At 68.4% G+C, this 18,631-nt stretch carries 19 protein-coding genes; 11 read left to right on the forward strand and 8 right to left on the reverse strand.

Features of this window, described 5'->3' with window-relative positions; all coding sequences use genetic code 11:
• Positions 1-347: 347 nt before the first annotated feature.
• Positions 348-782 carry a DUF4399 domain-containing protein gene (locus OEJ36_RS11480; protein ID WP_021218285.1) on the reverse strand — a complete coding sequence of 145 codons (435 nt, stop codon included), beginning with the start codon at positions 780-782 and terminating at the stop codon, positions 348-350.
• 136 nt (positions 783-918) lie between these two features.
• On the opposite strand from OEJ36_RS11480, the gene OEJ36_RS11485 reads away from it, so the two are divergent.
• The gene (locus tag OEJ36_RS11485) at positions 919-1,593 is read left to right on the forward strand and encodes a transporter substrate-binding domain-containing protein (RefSeq protein WP_263401605.1); all 675 of its coding nucleotides are present in this window, start codon (positions 919-921) and stop codon (positions 1,591-1,593) included.
• On the opposite strand, the gene OEJ36_RS11490 is transcribed toward OEJ36_RS11485, so the two are convergent.
• Positions 1,590-2,090: a DUF523 domain-containing protein gene (locus OEJ36_RS11490; protein WP_263401606.1), complete on the reverse strand. Its 501-nt coding sequence runs from the start codon at positions 2,088-2,090 to the stop codon at positions 1,590-1,592. The genes OEJ36_RS11485 and OEJ36_RS11490 overlap by 4 nt on opposite strands.
• Before the next feature lie 191 nt (positions 2,091-2,281).
• Here OEJ36_RS11490 and OEJ36_RS11495 point away from each other — a divergent pair, with 191 nt between their 5' ends.
• The gene (locus OEJ36_RS11495) at positions 2,282-2,833 is read left to right on the forward strand and encodes a DUF6160 family protein (RefSeq protein WP_043245801.1); all 552 of its coding nucleotides are present in this window, start codon (positions 2,282-2,284) and stop codon (positions 2,831-2,833) included.
• 13 nt (positions 2,834-2,846) lie between these two features.
• On the opposite strand, the gene OEJ36_RS11500 is transcribed toward OEJ36_RS11495, so the two are convergent.
• On the reverse strand, positions 2,847-3,470 hold the full coding sequence (locus OEJ36_RS11500) for a 2OG-Fe(II) oxygenase (RefSeq protein WP_263401607.1): 624 nt from the start codon (positions 3,468-3,470) through the stop codon (positions 2,847-2,849).
• A 236-nt stretch (positions 3,471-3,706) separates the two neighbouring features.
• On the opposite strand from OEJ36_RS11500, the gene OEJ36_RS11505 reads away from it, so the two are divergent.
• Positions 3,707-4,474, forward strand: a complete 768-nt coding sequence (locus OEJ36_RS11505) for a hypothetical protein (RefSeq protein WP_263401608.1) — start codon at positions 3,707-3,709, stop codon at positions 4,472-4,474.
• A 20-nt stretch (positions 4,475-4,494) separates the two neighbouring features.
• Here the strand turns inward: OEJ36_RS11505 and OEJ36_RS11510 are convergent, their stop codons facing one another.
• Positions 4,495-5,439, reverse strand: coding sequence for an alpha/beta hydrolase (locus tag OEJ36_RS11510; protein ID WP_263401609.1), 945 nt, complete (start codon positions 5,437-5,439; stop codon positions 4,495-4,497).
• 121 nt (positions 5,440-5,560) lie between these two features.
• Between OEJ36_RS11510 and OEJ36_RS11515 the strand changes: the two genes are divergently transcribed.
• Positions 5,561-6,136, forward strand: coding sequence for a DUF6436 domain-containing protein (locus OEJ36_RS11515; protein WP_263401610.1), 576 nt, complete (start codon positions 5,561-5,563; stop codon positions 6,134-6,136).
• On the opposite strand, the gene OEJ36_RS11520 is transcribed toward OEJ36_RS11515, so the two are convergent.
• Both OEJ36_RS11520 and OEJ36_RS11525 read right to left on the reverse strand, forming a co-directional pair.
• On the reverse strand, positions 6,109-6,918 hold the full coding sequence (locus tag OEJ36_RS11520; protein WP_263401611.1) for a substrate-binding periplasmic protein: 810 nt from the start codon (positions 6,916-6,918) through the stop codon (positions 6,109-6,111). The genes OEJ36_RS11515 and OEJ36_RS11520 overlap by 28 nt on opposite strands.
• A 53-nt stretch (positions 6,919-6,971) precedes the next feature.
• Positions 6,972-8,021: an AraC family transcriptional regulator gene (locus OEJ36_RS11525; RefSeq protein WP_263401612.1), complete on the reverse strand. Its 1,050-nt coding sequence runs from the start codon at positions 8,019-8,021 to the stop codon at positions 6,972-6,974.
• Between the two features lie 111 nt (positions 8,022-8,132).
• On the opposite strand from OEJ36_RS11525, the gene OEJ36_RS11530 reads away from it, so the two are divergent.
• Both OEJ36_RS11530 and OEJ36_RS11535 read left to right on the forward strand, forming a co-directional pair.
• A complete protein-coding gene (locus OEJ36_RS11530; protein WP_263401613.1) occupies positions 8,133-10,514 on the forward strand; it encodes a penicillin acylase family protein in 2,382 nt (793 codons plus the stop codon).
• A gap of 62 nt (positions 10,515-10,576) precedes the next feature.
• A complete protein-coding gene (locus OEJ36_RS11535; protein ID WP_263401614.1) occupies positions 10,577-11,953 on the forward strand; it encodes an FAD-binding protein in 1,377 nt (458 codons plus the stop codon).
• Positions 11,954-11,962: 9 nt separating this feature from the next.
• Here OEJ36_RS11535 and OEJ36_RS11540 read toward each other — a convergent pair whose 3' ends face one another.
• Positions 11,963-12,943 carry an AraC family transcriptional regulator gene (locus OEJ36_RS11540; RefSeq protein ID WP_263401615.1) on the reverse strand — a complete coding sequence of 327 codons (981 nt, stop codon included), beginning with the start codon at positions 12,941-12,943 and terminating at the stop codon, positions 11,963-11,965.
• A 160-nt stretch (positions 12,944-13,103) separates the two neighbouring features.
• Between OEJ36_RS11540 and OEJ36_RS11545 the strand changes: the two genes are divergently transcribed.
• Positions 13,104-14,027, forward strand: coding sequence for an SdiA-regulated domain-containing protein (locus tag OEJ36_RS11545; RefSeq protein WP_263401616.1), 924 nt, complete (start codon positions 13,104-13,106; stop codon positions 14,025-14,027).
• A 28-nt stretch (positions 14,028-14,055) separates the two neighbouring features.
• On the opposite strand, the gene rpiA is transcribed toward OEJ36_RS11545, so the two are convergent.
• The gene (gene rpiA, locus OEJ36_RS11550) at positions 14,056-14,727 is read right to left on the reverse strand and encodes a ribose-5-phosphate isomerase RpiA (RefSeq protein ID WP_043245808.1); all 672 of its coding nucleotides are present in this window, start codon (positions 14,725-14,727) and stop codon (positions 14,056-14,058) included.
• 113 nt (positions 14,728-14,840) lie between these two features.
• Between rpiA and ilvA the strand changes: the two genes are divergently transcribed.
• The 4 genes from ilvA (at position 14,841) to OEJ36_RS11570 (ending at position 18,627) form a co-directional block, all read left to right on the forward strand.
• Complete coding sequence (gene ilvA / locus OEJ36_RS11555) at positions 14,841-16,385, forward strand: threonine ammonia-lyase, biosynthetic (RefSeq protein ID WP_263401726.1); 1,545 nt, start codon at positions 14,841-14,843, stop codon at positions 16,383-16,385.
• Between the two features lie 66 nt (positions 16,386-16,451).
• Positions 16,452-16,895: a DUF2269 domain-containing protein gene (locus OEJ36_RS11560; RefSeq protein ID WP_263401617.1), complete on the forward strand. Its 444-nt coding sequence runs from the start codon at positions 16,452-16,454 to the stop codon at positions 16,893-16,895.
• A gap of 2 nt (positions 16,896-16,897) precedes the next feature.
• Positions 16,898-18,157 carry an SDR family oxidoreductase gene (locus OEJ36_RS11565; protein ID WP_263401618.1) on the forward strand — a complete coding sequence of 420 codons (1,260 nt, stop codon included), beginning with the start codon at positions 16,898-16,900 and terminating at the stop codon, positions 18,155-18,157.
• Entirely contained in the window at positions 18,154-18,627 is a 474-nt protein-coding gene (locus OEJ36_RS11570; RefSeq protein ID WP_021218303.1) for a DUF2269 family protein, read from the forward strand. The genes OEJ36_RS11565 and OEJ36_RS11570 overlap by 4 nt, the downstream gene beginning before the upstream one ends.
• Positions 18,628-18,631 lie beyond the last annotated feature (4 nt).

The raw sequence follows: 18,631 nt of genomic DNA on the forward strand, positions 1-18,631 counted from the left end.
AGATGTGAACTCCGCGCTTCTCGGCCATTCCCGCCTTGTCTCGCTCTAGCTCGCGAGCCCTGACGATGGAGATGGACACTGAAAAGGGAGGCTTTGGCCTCCCTTTTTCATGCCTGTGATTTCAGGCTCATCTGGCGATTCGAGCTGAGGCTCATGCCGTAGGGTGTGCCTTGTGCGTTGGCGATACGGTATTGGGAACGGCCTCGAAGTGCTCATTCACAGATGTGAACTCCGCGCTTCTCGGCCATTCCCGCCTTGTCTCGCTCTAGCTCGCGCGCCCTGACGACGGAGCTGGACAGTAAAAAGGGAGGCCTTGGCCTCCCTTTTTCATGCCCGCGATTTCACGTTCATTTCACGGTGACGGTGATCTTCTCGGAGATGACCGGCGGGTCCAGCGGTACGTGGTTCTTGTCGCCCACCAGCAGCTGCAGGGTGTGCTTGCCCGGCGGCAGGGTGACCTGGGTTTCCGTCTGGCCCTTGCCGAAGTGCTTGAGGTTGTCGGTCATCGGCAGCGGCATGTTCATCGCCGGCTCCTTGTCGACATCGATCAGCAGGTGGTGGTGGCCCGTGGCGGGGGAATCGACACCGGCGGGCGCGACGCCCATGCCCTGCAAACCGAACTTGACGCTAAACGTCTTGTCCACAGTGGCGCCGTCGGCGGGCTCGATGAAATAAACCTTGGCGCCTTCGGGTGCCGGGGTACGTGGCATCTCGGCGAACGACGCGGTGGAAACCACCGCCAGCAGGGCCGCAAGGCCCAGGGGAGCGTACGCAAGCTTCATGACTGACTCCTTGTTGGTAAGCAACACACAGACCCTGCATGGGGGGTTAGGTTCAGCGGCCGACGTTGCCGGTTGTGTCTACGCTGAACCCACCGTCCCGGGTCATCGATCAAGAAGAACCAGAGGTTTACCTGAAATGCGCCTGTTGCACTGCCTGCTCGCTCTCCTTCCCCTGGTCGCCGCGCCGCTGGCCCGGGCCGACCTGATCGACGATGTCTGGGAGCGTGGCAGCCTGCGGATCGCCCTGGTGGACGACGCGCCGCCCTACAGCTTCCGCCAGGACGACAAGCTCACCGGCTACGAGGTGGAGCTTGGCCACGCCCTGGCCGATGAGCTCAACGTCAAGGCGGACTTCATCCCCGTGCCGCGCGACAAGCTGCTCGACGGCCTGCGCAGTGGCAGTGTAGACATCGTGCTCAGCCGCGAGGCCCAGGCCGCCCGTGATGATCAGCAACTGGAGTTCAGCGAGCCCTATGGCATCGGTGGCGGCCAGCAGATCGCCGGCGGCGTCGACAGCGGCGGGCTGACCCAGTCGCTGGCGCCCAGCCAGGCCCAGGACAAGAGCGCGGAGAGTACCGAGCAGGACCCGCAGGAGCAGTCGATTCCCTTCCTCAAGGAAAATCCGGCGTTCCGCAGCGCCCTCAACAATGCCCTGAACAAGCTCAAGAGCAGCGGGCGTCTGGACGAGTTGTCGCGCAAATGGCTGGAGGGCCAGGCGCCTTCCCAGGCGGCGTCGGAAGGTGAGGGCGAGAAACCGCAGCCATCGCCCCAGCCCGAATCCGAGCCCGAAGCGGACCCCGAGCAGCCCTAGCCGGCTGCTGCGGCTTCCCGCGCCGCCAGCCAGGCGGCTGCGGCCTCAAGCTGCGTTTCGTTGAACACCCGTACGCCTTCGGCGCGGAGCAGCGCCGCCGTCACGCCTTCGCCGGGCACGCGGGTGCCGCTGAAGGTGCCGTCATAGGCCTCTTCGTTGCCACAGGAAGGGCTGCGTGACTTCAACAGCGCCACGCCGATGCCATGGCGACGCACCAGCTCCAGGGCGATACGGGCCCCGGCGACGAACGCCCCGGTAACGTCCTCGCCCGTGTCGGTGACGACCGGGATCAGCCCCTCCAGCACCTGCGTGCCCTGGCCGCCCGGAATCTCCGCCGGTGCCCTGGGCGTGGGAAGGCCGCCCGCCACTTCGGGGCAGACCGGTACCACCCGGCCTTCGTCCTGCCAGCGTTGCAGCAGGTCATAGGGGCCGTGGGCGCCGCCGTCGTATCTCACCCGTTGCCCCAGCAGGCAGCGGCTGACCAGAATCTTCTGCATGAATCACTCCTCGAAGGCTGCCAGCCTACTCCGCGTCGCGGCCAGGGTCACCGCGCGTAACACCCGTGAAGTTCCTGGCGCCGCACCAGTCTTTGGCTGGCCCATCCTTAGGCGGGAAGCGGCGAGGGGCACTGGCGCAGCGGCAAAGGGCTCCCCAGACTGCGGCGGCCAACCCGCGAAGGACAGCCGCCATGCCCATAACAAGAACGATCCCGCTCCTCGCCTGCACCGCCCTGCTGTTCTGCGCCTCCAGCCAGGCAGCGATGGAAACACTCGATAACCAGCAGCTTTCCGACGTCACCGGCCAGGCCGGCATCAGCATCCGCCTGGACGTGATGGCGCGCATCGACAAGCTCAGCTGGACCGACAGCGGCAACAGCGTCTCGCTGCGCAACATCCGCATCGACAACGGTTGCGACAGCCCCAGCGCCTGTCCCAATGGCGCCGGCGGCAGTTTCGCCCTGGGCCCGGCGCAGCTCGGCCTGACCTTGCCGATCTTCAACATCGACCAGCCGACCCTGATGGTCGACGTGGTGAAGAACGCCAGCGGCAAGGACCAGCTGGTCCTCACCCTGCCGGACCTGACCACCATCAACGACCAGTTGATCCAGTCAGGCCTGCCCGCCCAGCGCATCCGCATGCGGGTGAGCAGCGACATGTACGTGGGCGACAGCAGCCTGGGCAATATCGAGATCCGCGACATCGTCGACCTGCGCGGTACCTTCAAGGTCTGGGGCCACTAAGGCCCCGGGCGGCTCAGAGCGGGCCGTCACCGCGGCGGCGGAACCAGCCGGTGAGGGAGAGGCGCTCGCGGCTGGCCGGCAGCACCTCGTGGGGCAGGTCGCCGGAGAGGAACACCACCAGGGTGCCGGCTTCGGGGAGCACGTCGTGGGTGGCGCCGTCGGCCAGGTACAGGCGCAGTTCGCCGCCTTCGCCGGGTTGCCAGTCGGGGTTGAGGTAGAGCACCGCCGAGACCGCGCGGCGATCGTCGTCGCGGAAGCGGTCCAGGTGCTTCTGATAGAACGCCCCCGGCGGATAGAGGGCGAAATGCGCCTCGAAATCCTCCAGCCCCAGGAACAGCTCGCGGTTCAGCCGCAGGCGCAGCGCGTCCATCAGCTCCAGGTAGTGGTCGCAGGGCGCGGCTTGGCCGGGTTCCAGCCAATCGATGCGGTCACCACGGATGCCTTCGCGCACCTGCTGGCCATCGCCCCGGCCGATGCCCGCCGGGCTCAGCTCGCCGGCCGCCGAGCGGGCGCGGCATTCCCGCGCCAGGGCAGCGACCAGGTCGGCCGCGATGGCGCCGGGCTGCAACGACCAGCCGCGCTGGGCAACGTCGTCGCTGATGGGCTCGAAGGGGATGAAAGCGTCGGGATTCGGCATGGTCGGCGCATTCTAATCAGGCCGCAGAATGCCGCCTACAGCGTTCGGATAAATTTATGACGAGGCCTTCTCAGCTCCTCGACAAGCCCGCCCGCCAGCACGGAGAATAGCCACCGCGCCACCATGGCCGGAGCCCCAGCCGCCGTGCCCTCCGCCCATGCAGCCCGCACCCCGACCGAACCGAACCCGCAGCCCCGGGTCTAGAACAACACCGGATCGCGCCTCCAGGAGTCACCATGCGCCTGCTTCTTGCCGTCACCTTCCTGCTCATCGGTCTGCCGGCGCTGGCCGACGACCACGCCAGCCTGTACCAGGCGGCGGGCTGGCCGGAACAGCGGGCGCACTTCAACGATGCCCTGACGGCGGCCCAGCAGCGCTACCAGAAGACCCTGCCGCCGGCCGTGTACCAGGCCCTGGTGAACAACAGCAACCAGCGTTTCCAGGCCCAGGCTATCGACCAGCGCGCCCAGGCCGCCCTGCGTAACGCACTGAACGACCCGCGCCCGGCCCTGGGCTTCTTCCAGTCGCCGCTGGGGCGCAAGATCATCGCCGCCGAAGTGCTCGCCACCCGCCGCGACCAGTTGGCGAAGAACGCCAACGGCCTGCCGCGCATCGACGCCAGCGCCACCCGCCGGCTGCAGGTGCGCCACCTGGCCCAGGCGCTGCCGGCCAAGGAAGCCGGCGCCGAGGTCAGCCTGGCCCTGGCGGGCGTGGCAGCCGACAGCCTCAGCCAGATGCTCCCCGGCCTGCTCGGTGGCGGCCAGGCCCAGGGCCTGCTCGACAGCCAGCGCCAGCGGGTGATGGAGCAGATCAGCAACGACCTCGACAACACCCTGCTCTACGTCTATCGCGACCTGTCCGATCCGGAACTGGAAGAGTTCGTCACCTTCGCCGAGTCCGGCGAGGGCAAGGCCTATTACCAGGCCGCCCTGGCCGCCGTGCGTGCGGGGCTCGCCGTGGGCCAGGATGCCGCGAGCCTGGCGCCCGCGCAGCAGAGCTACTAGCCCGACGCTGCGGGCTTGGCTCAGTACCCCAGGCGTTCCCGCAGGAAGGCGAAGTAACGTTCCCGATAGGCCGGCGCCTCGTTCACCAGGTGGTGCCCGGCCCCCTCCAGCATCAGCACCTCGGGCTGGGCGAACTTGTCGTCCAGCACCTTGAGGTTGTGCCGCCAGTCCACCGTCATGTCGCCGTCGCCCTGGATCACCAGCGGGCGGCGCGATGAGCGTGGCGCGGCCTCGATATGCGGCACCCAGCGCGACAGCGCGCCAACCCAGGCGGTGGGCAGGTTCTGCGGCTGCAGCGGGTCATGGTGGTGGACGAAGTCGATGAACTCGGCATCGCTGGAGTTGACGCTGAAGCGCCTGGGAATGCTTTCCACGAAGGGCTTGAGCATGCGGTAGCTGAATTTCGACCAGCCCCAGGCACGCGGGCGTACCAGGGGGGCGAACAGCAGGGTCTCGCCGATGCAGGCCTCGGGGGCGCCGGTCAGCAGGTAGTCGAGGATGATCGCGCCGCCGGTGCTCTGCCCGGCCAGGTGCCAGGGCTGCGGCAGGTCCAGCGTCCGCGCCTCGGCCAGCAGGCCGCGCAGGGTCGCCTGGTATTCGGCGAAGTCGAGGATGCTGGCGCGGACGCCGCTGGACAGCCCATGCCCCGGCAGGTCGCAGGCGATCACCGCCAGGCCCAGCCCCAGTGCCCATTCGATCACGTGGCGGTACAGGCCCATGTGGTCGTAGTAACCGTGCAGCAGCACCAGGGTCGCGCGCGGCTGCGCCGGCCACCAAGCCTGGGTGGCCAGGGTGTAGGACTCCACCTGCATCACCCCCAGGCGCGTCTGCACACCGGGAATCCGCGCCGAGAAGTCCAGCCCGTAGAAGGCCCGGTAGAGACCGGCCAACTGCAGGTCGGGTGCCGCTGCGGCCAAGGGTCGCAGGAGCGAGCGCAGTTGATCGGGCTGGAAGGCGTCTGGCATCGGGGGTATCCATTCGAACGGGGCAGTGGCCGGGGGCAGGGCGGCCGGCGATAAAGGTTGCCGATATTCAGCTGCGGGGCGCGTCGTGGCAAGCTACGCGTCCTGCAAAAGGTCTCTCCCCATGCGCTCGCCTTCCCGTAGAACCCTGTTCGCCAGCCTGCTCGTCATCGCCTGGATCATCGCCATGGTCGCCGCCTACCGCTGGTACGACGCGCGCTTCGTCCGCCCGTTCAGCGAGCGCACCACGCTGTTCTCCGGCGATGGCCTGCAACTGCCCGCCGAGCTGGCCGGGCCGGGGCCGATCCGCCTGGTGCATTTCTTCGACCCCGCCTGCCCCTGCAACGTCGGCAACCAGCAGCACCTGGGCGAGCTGATCGAGCGCTTCGCCGACCGGGGCGTGGCCTTCTATGCCGTGCAGAAACCGGGGAGCAAGGGCCAGCTGCCGCAGAACCTGCAACGCATGACCCTGCTCGCCGAACTGCCCGGCGCGGCGGCCATCCCGGCCACGCCCGCCGTCGGCATCTGGGACCGCGAAGGCCGCCTGGCCTACTTCGGCCCCTACAGCGAAGGGGCGGTGTGCAACTCGGCCAACAGCTTCATCGAGCCCATCCTCGAGGCGTTGCAGGCCGGGCGCCCGGTGGACGCCACCCACACCCTGGCGGTGGGCTGCTACTGCGACTGGGCACCGGCGGGCTGAGCGCTTAGCCCGGACGGTTGGAAGCGGCGGAAGATGGCCTCCGCCTCGCCGCTGTCACGCAGGGCCTGCAACTCTCGGTCGAGCGCCTGGCTCAACGACGCCCCCCGTGGCGAACCCTTGCTCACCAGCAGGTAGAAGGCCTTGCTCGCCGGCAGCTCGAGATGGCGCAGCGTTTCGTCGCCCTGGTAGGCGCCCAGGGACAGGCCGCCGTAGAGCGGCTCGATCTCGCTGGGGAAGAAGTCGCAGCGTTGCAGCTGCAGCAGGCCCAGGTTCTGCTGCACGCTTTTCACCCGCAGGACGTCCTGGGTGATGCCGTAGGGCGCGTAGTTGTAGCCGATGACCCCGCACACCCGGTAGCTGACCAGGGTGGCGGCGTCCGTGACTGTCGGGGCCTCGGCGAAGCGCCGGGTGGAGTAGAACAGGCCGAGGCGGGTGCGGTAGAGCGGCTCGCTGTAGTGGGCGAAGGCCGCGCGTTCCTCGGTGTAGCTGGCGTCCCAGGTCATCTCGCAATGACCGGAGCGGGCGAAGTCGGCCAGCTCCTGCTGCACCCGCGCCCAGGGCAGGTAGTGCAGCTCATAGGGAAGGTCGAGGCGTTGCAGCGCCGTCAGCACCAGCGTGGTCGCCGAGCCGCTGAGGCGGGTGTGGTCGACTTTGCCGTCATGGCGTTCCCAGTAGGTATAGGGCGGCCACTCGTTGCCGTCGCCGAGACAGATCTTCACGGGCTCCGCCGCTTCCACCCCGCAGCATCCAGCCAGCAGGCACCCCGCAATGATTCTGTTCATCGCACCTCCAGGCCCTCCCCAAGGCTAGATCAGCCGTGGCGAATCGCACGGGTTCAGGTGCCGGTCGTGCCCTGCAGCCGCTGCCGGTAGGCTTCCGGCGTCATCTCGTGCCAGCGGCGGAAGGCCCGGTAGAAGGGCGACAGCTCGGCGAAGCCGCAGGCCCGCGCCACCTCGCGGATCGGCATGCCCCCGGCCAGGAGTTCCAGCGAGCGGGACTGGCGCACTGCATCGCGCGCCTTGCGCAGGCTGCTGCCCTGTTCGGCCAGGGCCCGCTGCAGGGCGCCGGGGGCCAGCCCCAGCTCCGCCGCGCAGGCGGCCAGGGAGCAGTCCGCCTGGCCCAGGCGCACACCCAGCAGGTAGTGCAGGCGGTTGAGCAGCTGGTTTTCCGCCAGCTCCCCCAGCTGCGCCTCGGCGTGCTGCCAGAGCAGTGCATGCATCTGCGGGTTGGCGGTGCGCGACGGGCGTCGCAGCAGGCTGCTGGGGAACAGCAGCGCATCGTGCGGGCAGCCGAAGGTGGGTTGCAGCCCGAACAGGCGGCGGTGCTCCACCAGCCGGCGTGGCTGGGCATGGCGGAACTCCAGGGCGTCGACCTTGAACTCGTCGTCGGTGATCGACTTCATCAGCTTGATGAACAGCAGCGCCAGGCACTCCATCTGCTGGCGCAGCGGCGCGACGCCGGTGTAGTTGAGGTCGATCACCAGGCGCGCCTGCTCGCCCCGCACGTCCAGCTGGGCGACGAAACCGCCGGAGAGGATGTGCTGGAAGCGCACGAAGCTGTCCAGCGCCTCGCGCAGGTCGCGGCTGGCCAGCAGCAGGTAGCCCACCACGTCGAGCATGCGCGGCTTCATCTGCTCGCCCAGGTGCAGGCCGATGTCGCGGTCGCCGGTGATGGCCTCGGCAGCCTCCCAGAACAGCGGCGCGTCGTCGTGCTTGAGGCGCCCGTCGGCGGGCATGAACAGATGCCGGCGGTGCTGGAATACGCTGCGGTAGATATCGGCAGGGTCCAGCCCGAGATCGCCCAGCGCCTCGTAGAGCAGGCGGCGCAGGGTGGGGGAATGGGTCAGGGGCAGGGCGGTGGCGGAATCGGCGTCGGGCGTGGGCATCGGGAGTTTCTCTGAATTGACCGAAGACTTTCAGCTCTGCGGTATTTGGTCAATGCCGAGTTCCATGGCGCTGAGGAAAATGCCAGGCACTAGAACAAGGAGAATCCCTTCATGAAACGCACCCTGACTGTCCTTGCCGTGGTGGTTGCCGCCGTGGCCGCCGGTGGCGCCTGGTACGCCCAGAGCAAGAAACCCCTGCGCGACGGCGAACTGGCCATCGCCCACCTGCAGGCCCCGGTCAGCGTCCGCTATGACGAGCGTGGCGTGCCCCACATCCAGGCCGCCAACGAGGCCGACATGTACCGCGCCCTGGGCTTCGTGCATGCCCAGGACCGCCTGTTCCAGATGGAAATGCTGCGCCGCCTGGCCCGTGGCGAGCTGGCCGAGGTGCTGGGCGCCCGCCTGGTGGACACCGACCGCATGTTCCGCACCCTGGAGCTGCGCCAGCACGCCGCCGTCTATGCGAAGAAGATGGACATGGACAGCCCCTCCGCCAAGGCGCTGGCCGCCTACCTGGATGGCATCAACCTGTACCAGGACAGCCGCCCCGCGCCGGTGGAGTTCGACCTGCTGGGCATCCCCAAGCGCCCCTTCACGGTGGAAGACACCCTCTCGGTCGCCGGCTACATGGCCTACAGCTTCGCCGCCGCCTTCCGCACCGAGCCGGTGCTGACCTATGTGCGTGACGAACTGGGCGCCGATTACCTCAAGGTCTTCGACCTCGACTGGCACCCCGAGGGCGTGGTCGGGCAGAAGCTCGCCGCCAGCGACTGGCAGGCCCTCAACGGCCTCGCCCGCCTCAGCCACCAGGCCCTGGTGGAAGCCGGCCTGCCGCAGTTCGAGGGCAGCAACGCCTGGGCCGTGTCCGGCAGCCGCACCGCCAGCGGCAAGCCCCTGCTGGCCGGCGACCCGCACATCCGCTTCGCCGTGCCGGCGGTGTGGTACGAGGCCCAGGCCTCCTACCCCGGCTTCGAGCTCTACGGCCACTACCAGGCGCTCAACCCCACCGCGTCCCTGGGGCACAACGGGCAGTTCGCCTGGAGCCTGACCATGTTCCAGAACGACGACCTCGACCTGGTCGCCGAGAAGGTCAACCCGGACAACCCCAACCAGGTCTGGTACCAAGGCCAGTGGGTCGACATGCAGAGCCGCGAGGAGACCATCCAGGTCAAGGACGCCGAGCCGGTGAAGCTGACCCTGCGCCGTTCGCCCCATGGCCCCATCGTCAACGACGCCCTCGGCGCCACCCCCGGCAAGACGCCCATCGCCATGTGGTGGGCCTTCCTCGAAACCGAGAACCCCATCCTCGACGCCTTCTACCAGTTGAACCGCGCCGACACCCTGGACAAGGCCCGCAGCGCTGCCGAGAAGATCCACTCCCCCGGCCTCAACGTGGTCTGGGCCAACGCCGCCGGCGACATCGGCTGGTGGGCCTCGGCCAAGCTGCCGCAGCGCCCGGACGGGGTTAACCCCGCCTTCATCCTCGACGGCAGCAGCGCCGAGGCGGACAAGCCCGGCTACCTGCCCTTCAGCGCCAACCCCCATGAGGAGAACCCCGAGCGCGGCTACATCGTTTCGGCCAACTTCCAGCCGCTGTCGCCCACAGGCGTGGCCATCCCCGGCTACTACAACCTGCCGGACCGCGGCCAGCGCCTGGACCAGTTGCTGGCGCAGAAGGACGTGAAGTGGGACCAGGACAACAGCCGTGCGCTGCAACTGGAAACCGCCACCGGCTATGGCCCGCGCCTACTCGCGCCGTTGCTGGGCGACCTGCGGGCCGCCGCGGCGGACGATGCCGAGCGTGCCCTGGTGGAGCAGCTCGCCGCCTGGCAGGGCGATCACCCGCTGGATTCCACCGTCGCCACCCTCGCTGAACAACTGGTCTACGAGCTGGCCCGTGGCGCCTTCCATGACGAACTGGGAGACGCCTTCTTCGACAGCCTGCTGTCCACCCGCGTGCTCGACGTGGCCTTGCCGCGCCTGGCCGCCGACGCCGAATCGCCCTGGTGGGACGACCGCAGCACCGACGCCCGCGAAACCCGCGCCGATACCGTCAAGGCTGCCTGGCAGGCGAGCCTCGCCCACCTGAAGAAGACCCTCGGCGACGACAGCGCCAAGTGGGCCTGGGGCCGTGCCCACACGCTGACCCACGGGCACCCGCTGGGCATGCAGAAGCCCCTGGACAAGCTGTTCAACGTCGGCCCCTTCGCCGCCCCCGGTGGCCACGAGGTGCCCAACAACCTGTCCAACCGTGTCGGCCCGGCACCCTGGGAAGTGGCCTACGGCCCCTCCACCCGCCGCCTGATCGACATGGCCGACCCGGCCCACGGCATCGGCATCAACCCGGTGGGGCAGAGCGGCGTGGTCTTCGACCGCCACTACGACGACCAGGCCAAGCGCTACGTCGAGGGCGAGTACGTGCCCATGCACATGAGCGAAGAGGATGTGAAAGCCAACACCCAGGGCACGCTGAAGCTGTTACCCAGGCCCTGATGGAAACCGTGCCGGCCCCCGGGCCGGCACGGTGCAAGCGAACCACGGAGAAGGATTTCCCCATGTACAGACTGTTGCTGCTCCTGTTGCTGGCGGCGGGGCCCGCCCTGGCCGGCGAAACCGTCAACGACGTCACCGGCCTCAACCCCATCGAGGTGGAGCGGGTGCTGGCGCCCACCACCCTGGACGAGATCAGCCGCGCCGTGCGTGAGCACGATGGCCCCATCGCCATTGGCGGCGGCCGCTTCAGCATGGGCGGGCAGACCGCCACCGAACGCGCGCTGCAACTGGATATGCGCAGCTTCAACCGGGTGCTCGCCTTCGATCCCCAGCAGAAGATCCTCCGCGTGCAGGCGGGCATCACCTGGCGGCAGGTGCTCGAGTACATCGACCCCCACGGCCTGTCGCCGCAGATCATGCAGTCCTACGCCAACTTCACCGTGGGCGGCTCCCTGAGCGTCAACGCCCATGGCCGCTACGTCGGCCAGGGCCCGCTGGTGCTGGCGGTGAAGTCCATCCTGCTGGTGCTGGCCGACGGCAGTACGGTGGAGGCCAGCCCCACGCAGAACAGCGAACTCTTTTATGGCGCCATTGGCGGCTACGGCGGTATCGGCGTGATCGCCGAGGCGACCCTGGCGCTGACCGAGAACATCCGCCTGGCGCGCAAGACCGAGGTGATGCCGGTGGAGCAGTACCGGCGCTTCTTCGCCGAGCAGGTGCGGGGCAACCCGGACATGGTCATGCACAACGGCATCCTCTACACCGACGACTACAGGACGGTGCGTGCCGTTTCCTACCTGCGCACCGATGCGCCGCTCACGGTGGAAGAGCGGCTAGTGGATGCCGGGCGCAACTACAAGGTCATGCGTGCCGCGCTCGGTGCGGCTTCCAGCAAGAGCGGCGCCGCCTTGCGCGAGGCGGTGCTCGACCCGCTGAACTTCCGGGGCGAGCAGGTGCAGTGGCGCAACCACGAGGCCAGCCTCGATGTGCGCGAGCTGCAACCCATCTCCGGGGCCGACTACAGCTACGTGCTGCAGGAATACTTCGTGCCCGAGGCGCAGCTGAAGGTGTTCATCGCCAGGATGCGCGACGTGCTGCAGAAGCACGGGGTGAAGGTGGCGAACATCTCCATCCGCCATGCCAAGGCGGACCCGGGCACGCTGCTGGCCTGGTCCCGGGGGGACACCTTCGCCCTGGTGCTCTATTACCGCCAGGGCACCTCGGAGGAGGCGCGCGCGGCGGTGGGCACCTGGACGCGGGAATTGATCGACGCAGCCCTGGCCAGCGACGGCACCTACTACCTGCCGTACCAGATCCACGCCACCCGCGAGCAGTTCCTCGCCGCCTACCCGCGGGCGCCGGAGTATTTCGCCCTCAAGCAGCGGGTGGACCCGAGCGGCAAGTTCCGCAACAAGCTGTGGGACGCCTACTACCGCTGAGGCGACGGCTCAGCGCCGGTACTGGCTCGGCGGCTGGCCGCTCCAGCGCTGGAAGGCGTGGCGGAAGCTGGCGGTCTCGGCGTAGCCGAGCTGCTCGGCGATGAGGTAGATGGGCAGGTCGGTCTGCAGCAGCAACTGGCGCGCCTTGTCGTAGCGCACTTCGTCCAGCAGGCGCTGGTAGCTGGTGTTGAGGCGCTGCAGGTGGCGGCGCAGGGTGCGCTCGGAGCGGTGCAGGCTGCGGGCCACGCGGTCGAGGTTGCTGGCCTCGCTCAGGTGCCCGGCCAGGTGCTCGCGGATCTGGTCGAGCACGTCGTGGCGGCTGGTCAACTGGGCATCGAGCTTCTGGCACTGCTGCAGGCCGTGGTGGCAGGTCACCGGGTCGGCCAGGGGCAGGGGGCGGTCGAGCAGTGCGGCGTTGAAGCAGAGGGCCGTGCGCGAATCGCCGAAATCCACCGGACAGCCCAGCTTCTCCGTGTAGGCCGCCGCGTGCAGGGGCGGCCGGTAGGGCAGGCACACCCGGCGTGGGCGCACGGCTTCGCCGAGTAGGTCCTGGATCACGGTGAGCAGCGAGGTCAGGCACAGCTCGCTGTTGAACACCATCAGCTCCGGCGCGTAGCGGTAGCCGGTGGCGACCAGGCGGGCCTCGGCGCCGTCCTCTTCCAAGGTCAGGGTGAAGTAGCTGCCTAGCAGCGAGGCGTTGGCCAGGGCGATGTTCAGGGCATCGCGCAGGGTGCGGCTGGCGAGCATGGTGTAGCCGAGGATGCCGTAGGCCGAAACGTGCATGCGCAGGCCCAGGGACAGGCCCAGCGCCGGGTCGCGGGTGCAGCTCAGGGCGTTGGCGAACACCCGCAGCTCCTGGGCGTGGCTGATGAGCTTGTCCGGGGTGTCGAGGTCGCTGCAGGCCACGCCGCTGCCGTCGAGCAGGCGCGGGCGCGGCACTTCCTCGGCCAGGCTCTCCACCGCCAGGGCGATGGTGTGCAGGGTGGTCATGACCCGTTCGGGTAGCAATGGCGCCGCCATGGTTCGTCCCCTTTGGTAACGGTGGGGGGCCGGGAGCGTGCATGGGCCTGTGCATTAAGTTTCGATTCAGGCATCAGAATGGCGCACTCTTGTATTCTCGGCGCGCCCCTGAATCCCAGAGTTTGACCCGATGCGATCCTTCCTGACTCCCCGTTGGCTGGTTTCCGGCCTGTTGTTCTGTGTGCTGCTGGTGCTTGGCATCGCCGCACAGGAGTTCCGCCTGTTCGAGCGTGGCTGGTTCATCGTGCAAGAATGGCGCCACGCCTCGGAATGGCGCGAACGTTCGATCTGGCTGCCGGACTACCGGGTGACCCTCGAGGCGCAGCCCATCGAGGGGCTGGACGACGATGTCTCGGCCCTCACCTATGACCCGGATCGCCACAGCCTGCTGACGGTCACCAACCAGCGCCCGCAGATCATCGAAATGTCCCTGGACGGCCATATAGTCCGGCGCATCGACCTGCATGGCTTCGGCGACCCGGAAGCCATCGAGTATGTCAGCAAGGGCGTCTACGTCATCACCGACGAGCGCCTGCAGCGCCTGGTCAAGGTGCGCCTGGAAGAAGACACCACGCAGCTGGACGCCAGCGAATCGCAGCAACTGTCCCTGGGCATCGGTCTGAACGGCAACAAGGGTTTCGAGGGCTTGGCCTACGACCCCGCCGGCCAGCGCCTGTTCGTGGCCAAGGAGCGCGACCCGGTGCGTATTTACGAGATCCACGGCTTCCCCCACAGCAACCCGGACAAGCCCTTCGCGGTGCACGTGGTGGACGACCCCGAGCGCGATGCCGGGCTCTTCGTCCGCGACCTCTCCAGCCTGCAATACGACGACCGCAGCGGCCACCTGCTGGCGCTGTCCGACGAGTCACGCTTGGTGCTGGAGATCAACGCCGACGGCAAGCCCATCAGCAGCCTGTCGTTGCTGCGCGGCATGCACGGCCTGAAACGCAGCGTGCCCCAGGCCGAGGGCGTGGCGATGGATAACGAGGGGAATCTGTACCTGGTCAGCGAGCCGAACCTGTTCTACAGGTTCAGCAAGCCGGCGGGGGAGTGAGCGGCCCGCGAACGGGGCCGCCCGAGGGTCAGGCCTTCAGCGTCTTCACGCCTTCCGCGGTGCCGAGCAGCAGCAGGTCGGCGGGGCGGGCGGCGAAGAGGCCGTTGGTGACCACGCCGACGATGGCGTTGATCTGCGCTTCCAGGGTCACCGGGTCGGTGATCGAGAGGTTGTACACATCGAGGATGATGTTGCCGTTATCGGTGACCACGCCTTCGCGGTAGACCGGGTCGCCGCCCAGCTTCACCAACTGGCGCGCCACGTGGCTGCGGGCCATGGGGATGACTTCCACCGGCAGCGGGAAGGCGCCGAGCACCGGGACCAGCTTGCTGCCGTCGGCGATGCAGATGAAGGTGCGTGCCACGGCGGCGACGATCTTCTCGCGGGTCAGGGCGGCGCCGCCGCCCTTGATCAGGTTCAGGTGCGCGTCGCTCTCGTCGGCGCCGTCGACGTAGAACTCCAGGGCGTCCACCGCGTTCAGGTCGTAGACCGGAATGCCGTGGCCCTTGAGGCGCTGGGCGGTGGCTTCGGAGCTGGCGACCGCGCCGTCGAAGGCCATCTTGTGCTGAGCCAGGGCGTCGATGAAGAAGTTGGCGGTCGAGCCGGTGCCGACGCCGACAACGCTCTTGCTGTCGAGCAGCGGGAGGATATGGTCGACTGCGGCCTGGGCGACTGCCTGCTTGAGCTGGTCCTGGGTCATGCTGGTGGTCCACGTATGAAAGGAAATGCGAGGGCGCGGATTATAGCCGTTCAGCGCGGCAAAACCCCGCATTCTCTGTGGTCGGGCGACGAAGCCCTGGGGTAGACTCGCCCATCCCCGCAAGCCCCGCCAGTGAAGCCGTGATGCTCGAAGACTACGTGAAGAAGACCCTCACCTCGCGCGTTTATGACGTGGCGGTGGAAACCCCCTTGCAACCTGCGCTGCGCCTGTCCGAACGCCTCGGCAACCAGGTGCTGCTCAAGCGCGAGGACCTGCAGCCGGTGTTCTCCTTCAAGATTCGCGGCGCCTACAACAAGCTGGCGCAGCTCAGCGCCGAGGAACTGGCGCGCGGCGTGGTCACCGCCTCGGCCGGCAACCACGCCCAGGGCCTGGCCCTGGCGGCCCGCGAGCTGGGCATCAAGGCGACCATCGTGATGCCGCGCACCACCCCCGAACTCAAGGTCCAGGGCGTGCGCGCCCGGGGCGGCAAGGTGGTGCTGCACGGCGACGCCTTCCCCGAGGCGCTGGCCTATTCGCTGAAGCTGGTGGAAGAGAAGGGCTTCGTCTACATCCACCCCTACGACGACCCGCATGTGATCGCCGGCCAGGGCACCGTGGCGATGGAGATCCTCCGTCAGCACCCGGGCCGCCTGGACGCCATCTTCGTGCCGGTGGGCGGCGGCGGCCTGATCGCCGGCATCGCCGCCTACGTGAAGTACCTGCGCCCCGAGGTGAAGGTGATCGGCGTCGAGCCGGACGACTCCAACTGCCTGCAGGCCGCCATGGCCGCCGGCGAGCGCGTGGTGCTGGGGCAGGTCGGGCTGTTCGCCGACGGCGTGGCCGTGGCGCAGATCGGCCAGCACACCTTCGACATCTGCCGCGAGCACGTGGACGAGGTGATCACCGTCAGCACCGACGAGATCTGCGCGGCGATCAAGGACATCTACGACGACACCCGTTCCATCACCGAGCCCGCCGGCGCCCTGGCCGTGGCCGGGATCAAGAAGTACGTCGAGCGTGAAGGCAGCAGCGGGCAGACCCTGGTGGCCATCGACTCCGGCGCCAACATCAACTTCGACCGCCTGCGCCATGTGGCCGAGCGCGCCGAACTGGGCGAGAAGCGCGAGGCGATCATCGCCGTGACCATCCCCGAGCGCCCGGGCAGCTTCAAGGCCTTCTGCGAGGCCATCGGCAAACGCCAGATCACCGAATTCAACTACCGCTACAACACCGATGCCGAGGCGCACATCTTCGTCGGCGTGCAGACCCACCCGGAGAACGACCCACGCGAGGTGCTGGTGCAGAGCCTGCGCGACCAGGGTTTCCCGGTGCTGGACCTGACCGACAACGAGCTGGCCAAGCTGCACATCCGCCACATGGTCGGCGGCCACGCGGCGCGGGTGGAGGACGAGTCGATCTTCCGCTTCGAATTCCCCGAGCGCCCCGGCGCGCTGTTCAACTTCCTCAACAAGCTGGGCGGGCGCTGGAACATCACCCTGTTCCACTACCGCAACCACGGCGCCGCCGACGGTCGCGTGGTGGCCGGGCTGCAGGTGCCGGCGGACGAGCGCCACCTGATCCCCGCGGCGCTGGAAGAGATCGGCTACCCCTATTGGGACGAGAGCGACAACCCGGCCTATCGGCTGTTCCTCGGTTGAGGGCGGCGGCCGCCCGCGATGGCGGCCATCTACACTCTGCTCGTCGCCCGGATGGAGTGAAAAGGAATGGATGACTACCTGATGCTGCAGATACTTCACGGCTTGCTGACCTTCCTCCTGTTCGTCGTCGCCGGCGGCCTGCTGTGGTTCGTGCTGCGTGCCTGGCACGGCGGCCTGCGTGGCTGGGCACCGAGCCTGCGCCAGTCCGTGCTGTTCGGCGTGCCGGCGCTGCTGGCCCTGGGCGTGGCCCTGCCGATCACCGGCTGGTGGCTGCTGGCCCTGGCGGAGATTCCCTTCGGCCTGACCTGGGTGCTGGGCAGCTCCATCCTTTACCTGCTGGCCGGCATCGCCTGGCTGGCCTTCACCCGGCGCCTGCTGGTGCTGCATGCCGGGGAGGCGCCCAGCGCCGCCCCGCGCAGCCGCTTCCTCGGTTTCAGCCTGGGTTACGGCGCGGTCGGCTTCCTGTTGCTGCTGATCATCCTCGTGCTGACCCTGGCCAAGCCGGCCTGAGCTTGGCCAGGCGCATCCTGCTGGTCGGTGCCAGCGGCTTTATCGGTCGTCACCTTCTGCGCGCCCTGTCTGCCGGCGGCCACACCCTGGTCGCCACCTCCCGTTCGGGCACTGGGCCGCAGTTGCCCGGCGTCGTCTGGCAGCCGCTGGACCTGGAGCGCCTGGCTGAAAAGCCCGAGCACTTCCCCTGGCCCGATGGCATCGACCTAGTGATCAACGCCGCCGGCGTGCTGGACAGCGATCTGGCGCGGCAAACCCGTGTGCAGGCCGATGGCGCCTGCGCCCTGTTCGACCTTGCCGCCCGCCACGGCGCGGCGGTGCTGCAGCTTTCCGCCCTGGGCGCGGGTGAGGCGGGCGGGTTGCCCTTCCTCGCCAGCAAGGCCCGGGCGGACGAACACCTGCTGGCCCTGGGGATTCCCGCCGTGGTGTTGCGCCCGTCCCTGGTGCTGGGCGAGGGCGGCGCCAGTAGCGCCTGGCTGGAACGCCTCGCCGCATTGCCCCTGGCGCCCCTGCTGGATACCCGGACGCGGAGCATGCCGCTGCATGTGGATGATCTGGTGGGCGCGGTTGCGGCCCTGCTGCGACACTGGCCCGAACGGCCCGGGGTGCTGGAACTGGTCGGCCCCGAAGCGCTGACCCAGGGTGAGCTGCTCGACCGCCTGCGCGCCCACATGGGCTGGAGCCCCGCGCGTTACCTTCGACTGCCGCCCATGCTGGCGGGTATCGCCACTCGCCTGCACCTGCTGGACCCGCAACTGCCGGCCCTGGCGCGGCAAGACAACCTGGGCGATGCCGCACCGTTGGAACAGCTCAGTGGCCATCGCCCGGCAGCGCTCGACCAGCGCCTGGATTCCACCTGGCCACAGAAGGCCCGGGCGGTGAACGGCTGGCTGCATCCCCTGATGCTGGCGGCCCTGGTGCTGATCTGGCTGGGCACCGCGCTGGTCTGCCTCGGCCCCGGGTTCGACTGGGGGCTGCGGATCATGGCGGAGATGGGTGTTTCCGGCCTGCTGGCCACGCTGGCGGTGGTGGGCGGCGCCTTGCTGGATGCGCTGCTGGGCATCGGCCTGCTGCTAAGGCGCTGGCGGCGCCACGCGCTGCTCGCGCAGCTGGGCCTGATGCTGGCCTATACGCTGCTGATCAGCCTGCTGCTTCCGCACTATTGGGCCGACCCTTATGCTGCGGTCGGCAAGAACCTCGTGCTCATGGTCGCCACCCTCTGGGTGCTGTGGCTGGAGCCCTCGCAACGGAAAACCGGATGAGCCTGTACCTGCTGCTAAAGACCCTGCACATCATGTCCTCCACCCTGCTGTTCGGCACCGGGCTGGGCTCGGCCTACTACGCCCTGCGCGCCTGGCGCAGCCAGCGGCTGGAGGTGATCGCCGTGACCTTCCGCCACCTGGTCACCGCCGATTGGCTGTTCATCGCCACCACCGCGGTGTTCCAGCCGTTCAGCGGCCTGGCCCTGGCCAAGCTGGCGGGCTGGCCGTTGAACCAGGTGTGGCTGCTGTGGAGCGTGGGCCTGTACGTGTTCGCCGGGCTCTGCTGGTTGCCGGTGGTGTGGCTGCAGATCCGCGTGCGCGACATGGCGCGCGATGCGCTGGCCGACGGTGGGGAACTGCCGGCCAGGGCGCACCTTTATATGAAGGTCTGGTTCATCCTAGGCTGGCCGGCCTTCATCGCCTTCGTCGGCATCTTCTTCCTGATGGTGGCCAAGCCGCTCTCGCTCTGAGGCG

It is taken from the genome of Pseudomonas sp. PDM13 (assembly GCF_025685765.1).
In the GTDB taxonomy this organism is placed as follows: Bacteria; Pseudomonadota; Gammaproteobacteria; order Pseudomonadales; family Pseudomonadaceae; genus Metapseudomonas; species Metapseudomonas solani.

Bases quoted from the DNA above. Each gene is read 5' to 3' on its own strand.
- OEJ36_RS11485 (WP_263401605.1), top strand. From the start codon at position 919: ATGCGCCTGTTGCACTGCCTGCTCGCTCTCCTTCCCCTGGTCGCCGCG.
- rpiA (WP_043245808.1), bottom strand. From the start codon at position 14,727: ATGACCCAGGACCAGCTCAAGCAGGCAGTCGCCCAGGCCGCAGTCGAC.
- OEJ36_RS11490 (WP_263401606.1), bottom strand. From the start codon at position 2,090: ATGCAGAAGATTCTGGTCAGCCGCTGCCTGCTGGGGCAACGGGTGAGA.
- OEJ36_RS11570 (WP_021218303.1), top strand. From the start codon at position 18,154: ATGAGCCTGTACCTGCTGCTAAAGACCCTGCACATCATGTCCTCCACC.
- OEJ36_RS11515 (WP_263401610.1), top strand. From the start codon at position 5,561: ATGCGCTCGCCTTCCCGTAGAACCCTGTTCGCCAGCCTGCTCGTCATC.
- OEJ36_RS11545 (WP_263401616.1), top strand. From the start codon at position 13,104: ATGCGATCCTTCCTGACTCCCCGTTGGCTGGTTTCCGGCCTGTTGTTC.
- OEJ36_RS11495 (WP_043245801.1), top strand. From the start codon at position 2,282: ATGCCCATAACAAGAACGATCCCGCTCCTCGCCTGCACCGCCCTGCTG.
- OEJ36_RS11525 (WP_263401612.1), bottom strand. From the start codon at position 8,021: ATGCCCACGCCCGACGCCGATTCCGCCACCGCCCTGCCCCTGACCCAT.
- OEJ36_RS11530 (WP_263401613.1), top strand. From the start codon at position 8,133: ATGAAACGCACCCTGACTGTCCTTGCCGTGGTGGTTGCCGCCGTGGCC.
- OEJ36_RS11510 (WP_263401609.1), bottom strand. From the start codon at position 5,439: ATGCCAGACGCCTTCCAGCCCGATCAACTGCGCTCGCTCCTGCGACCC.
- OEJ36_RS11520 (WP_263401611.1), bottom strand. From the start codon at position 6,918: ATGAACAGAATCATTGCGGGGTGCCTGCTGGCTGGATGCTGCGGGGTG.
- OEJ36_RS11535 (WP_263401614.1), top strand. From the start codon at position 10,577: ATGTACAGACTGTTGCTGCTCCTGTTGCTGGCGGCGGGGCCCGCCCTG.
- OEJ36_RS11540 (WP_263401615.1), bottom strand. From the start codon at position 12,943: ATGACCACCCTGCACACCATCGCCCTGGCGGTGGAGAGCCTGGCCGAG.
- OEJ36_RS11480 (WP_021218285.1), bottom strand. From the start codon at position 782: ATGAAGCTTGCGTACGCTCCCCTGGGCCTTGCGGCCCTGCTGGCGGTG.
- OEJ36_RS11500 (WP_263401607.1), bottom strand. From the start codon at position 3,470: ATGCCGAATCCCGACGCTTTCATCCCCTTCGAGCCCATCAGCGACGAC.
- OEJ36_RS11505 (WP_263401608.1), top strand. From the start codon at position 3,707: ATGCGCCTGCTTCTTGCCGTCACCTTCCTGCTCATCGGTCTGCCGGCG.
- OEJ36_RS11560 (WP_263401617.1), top strand. From the start codon at position 16,452: ATGGATGACTACCTGATGCTGCAGATACTTCACGGCTTGCTGACCTTC.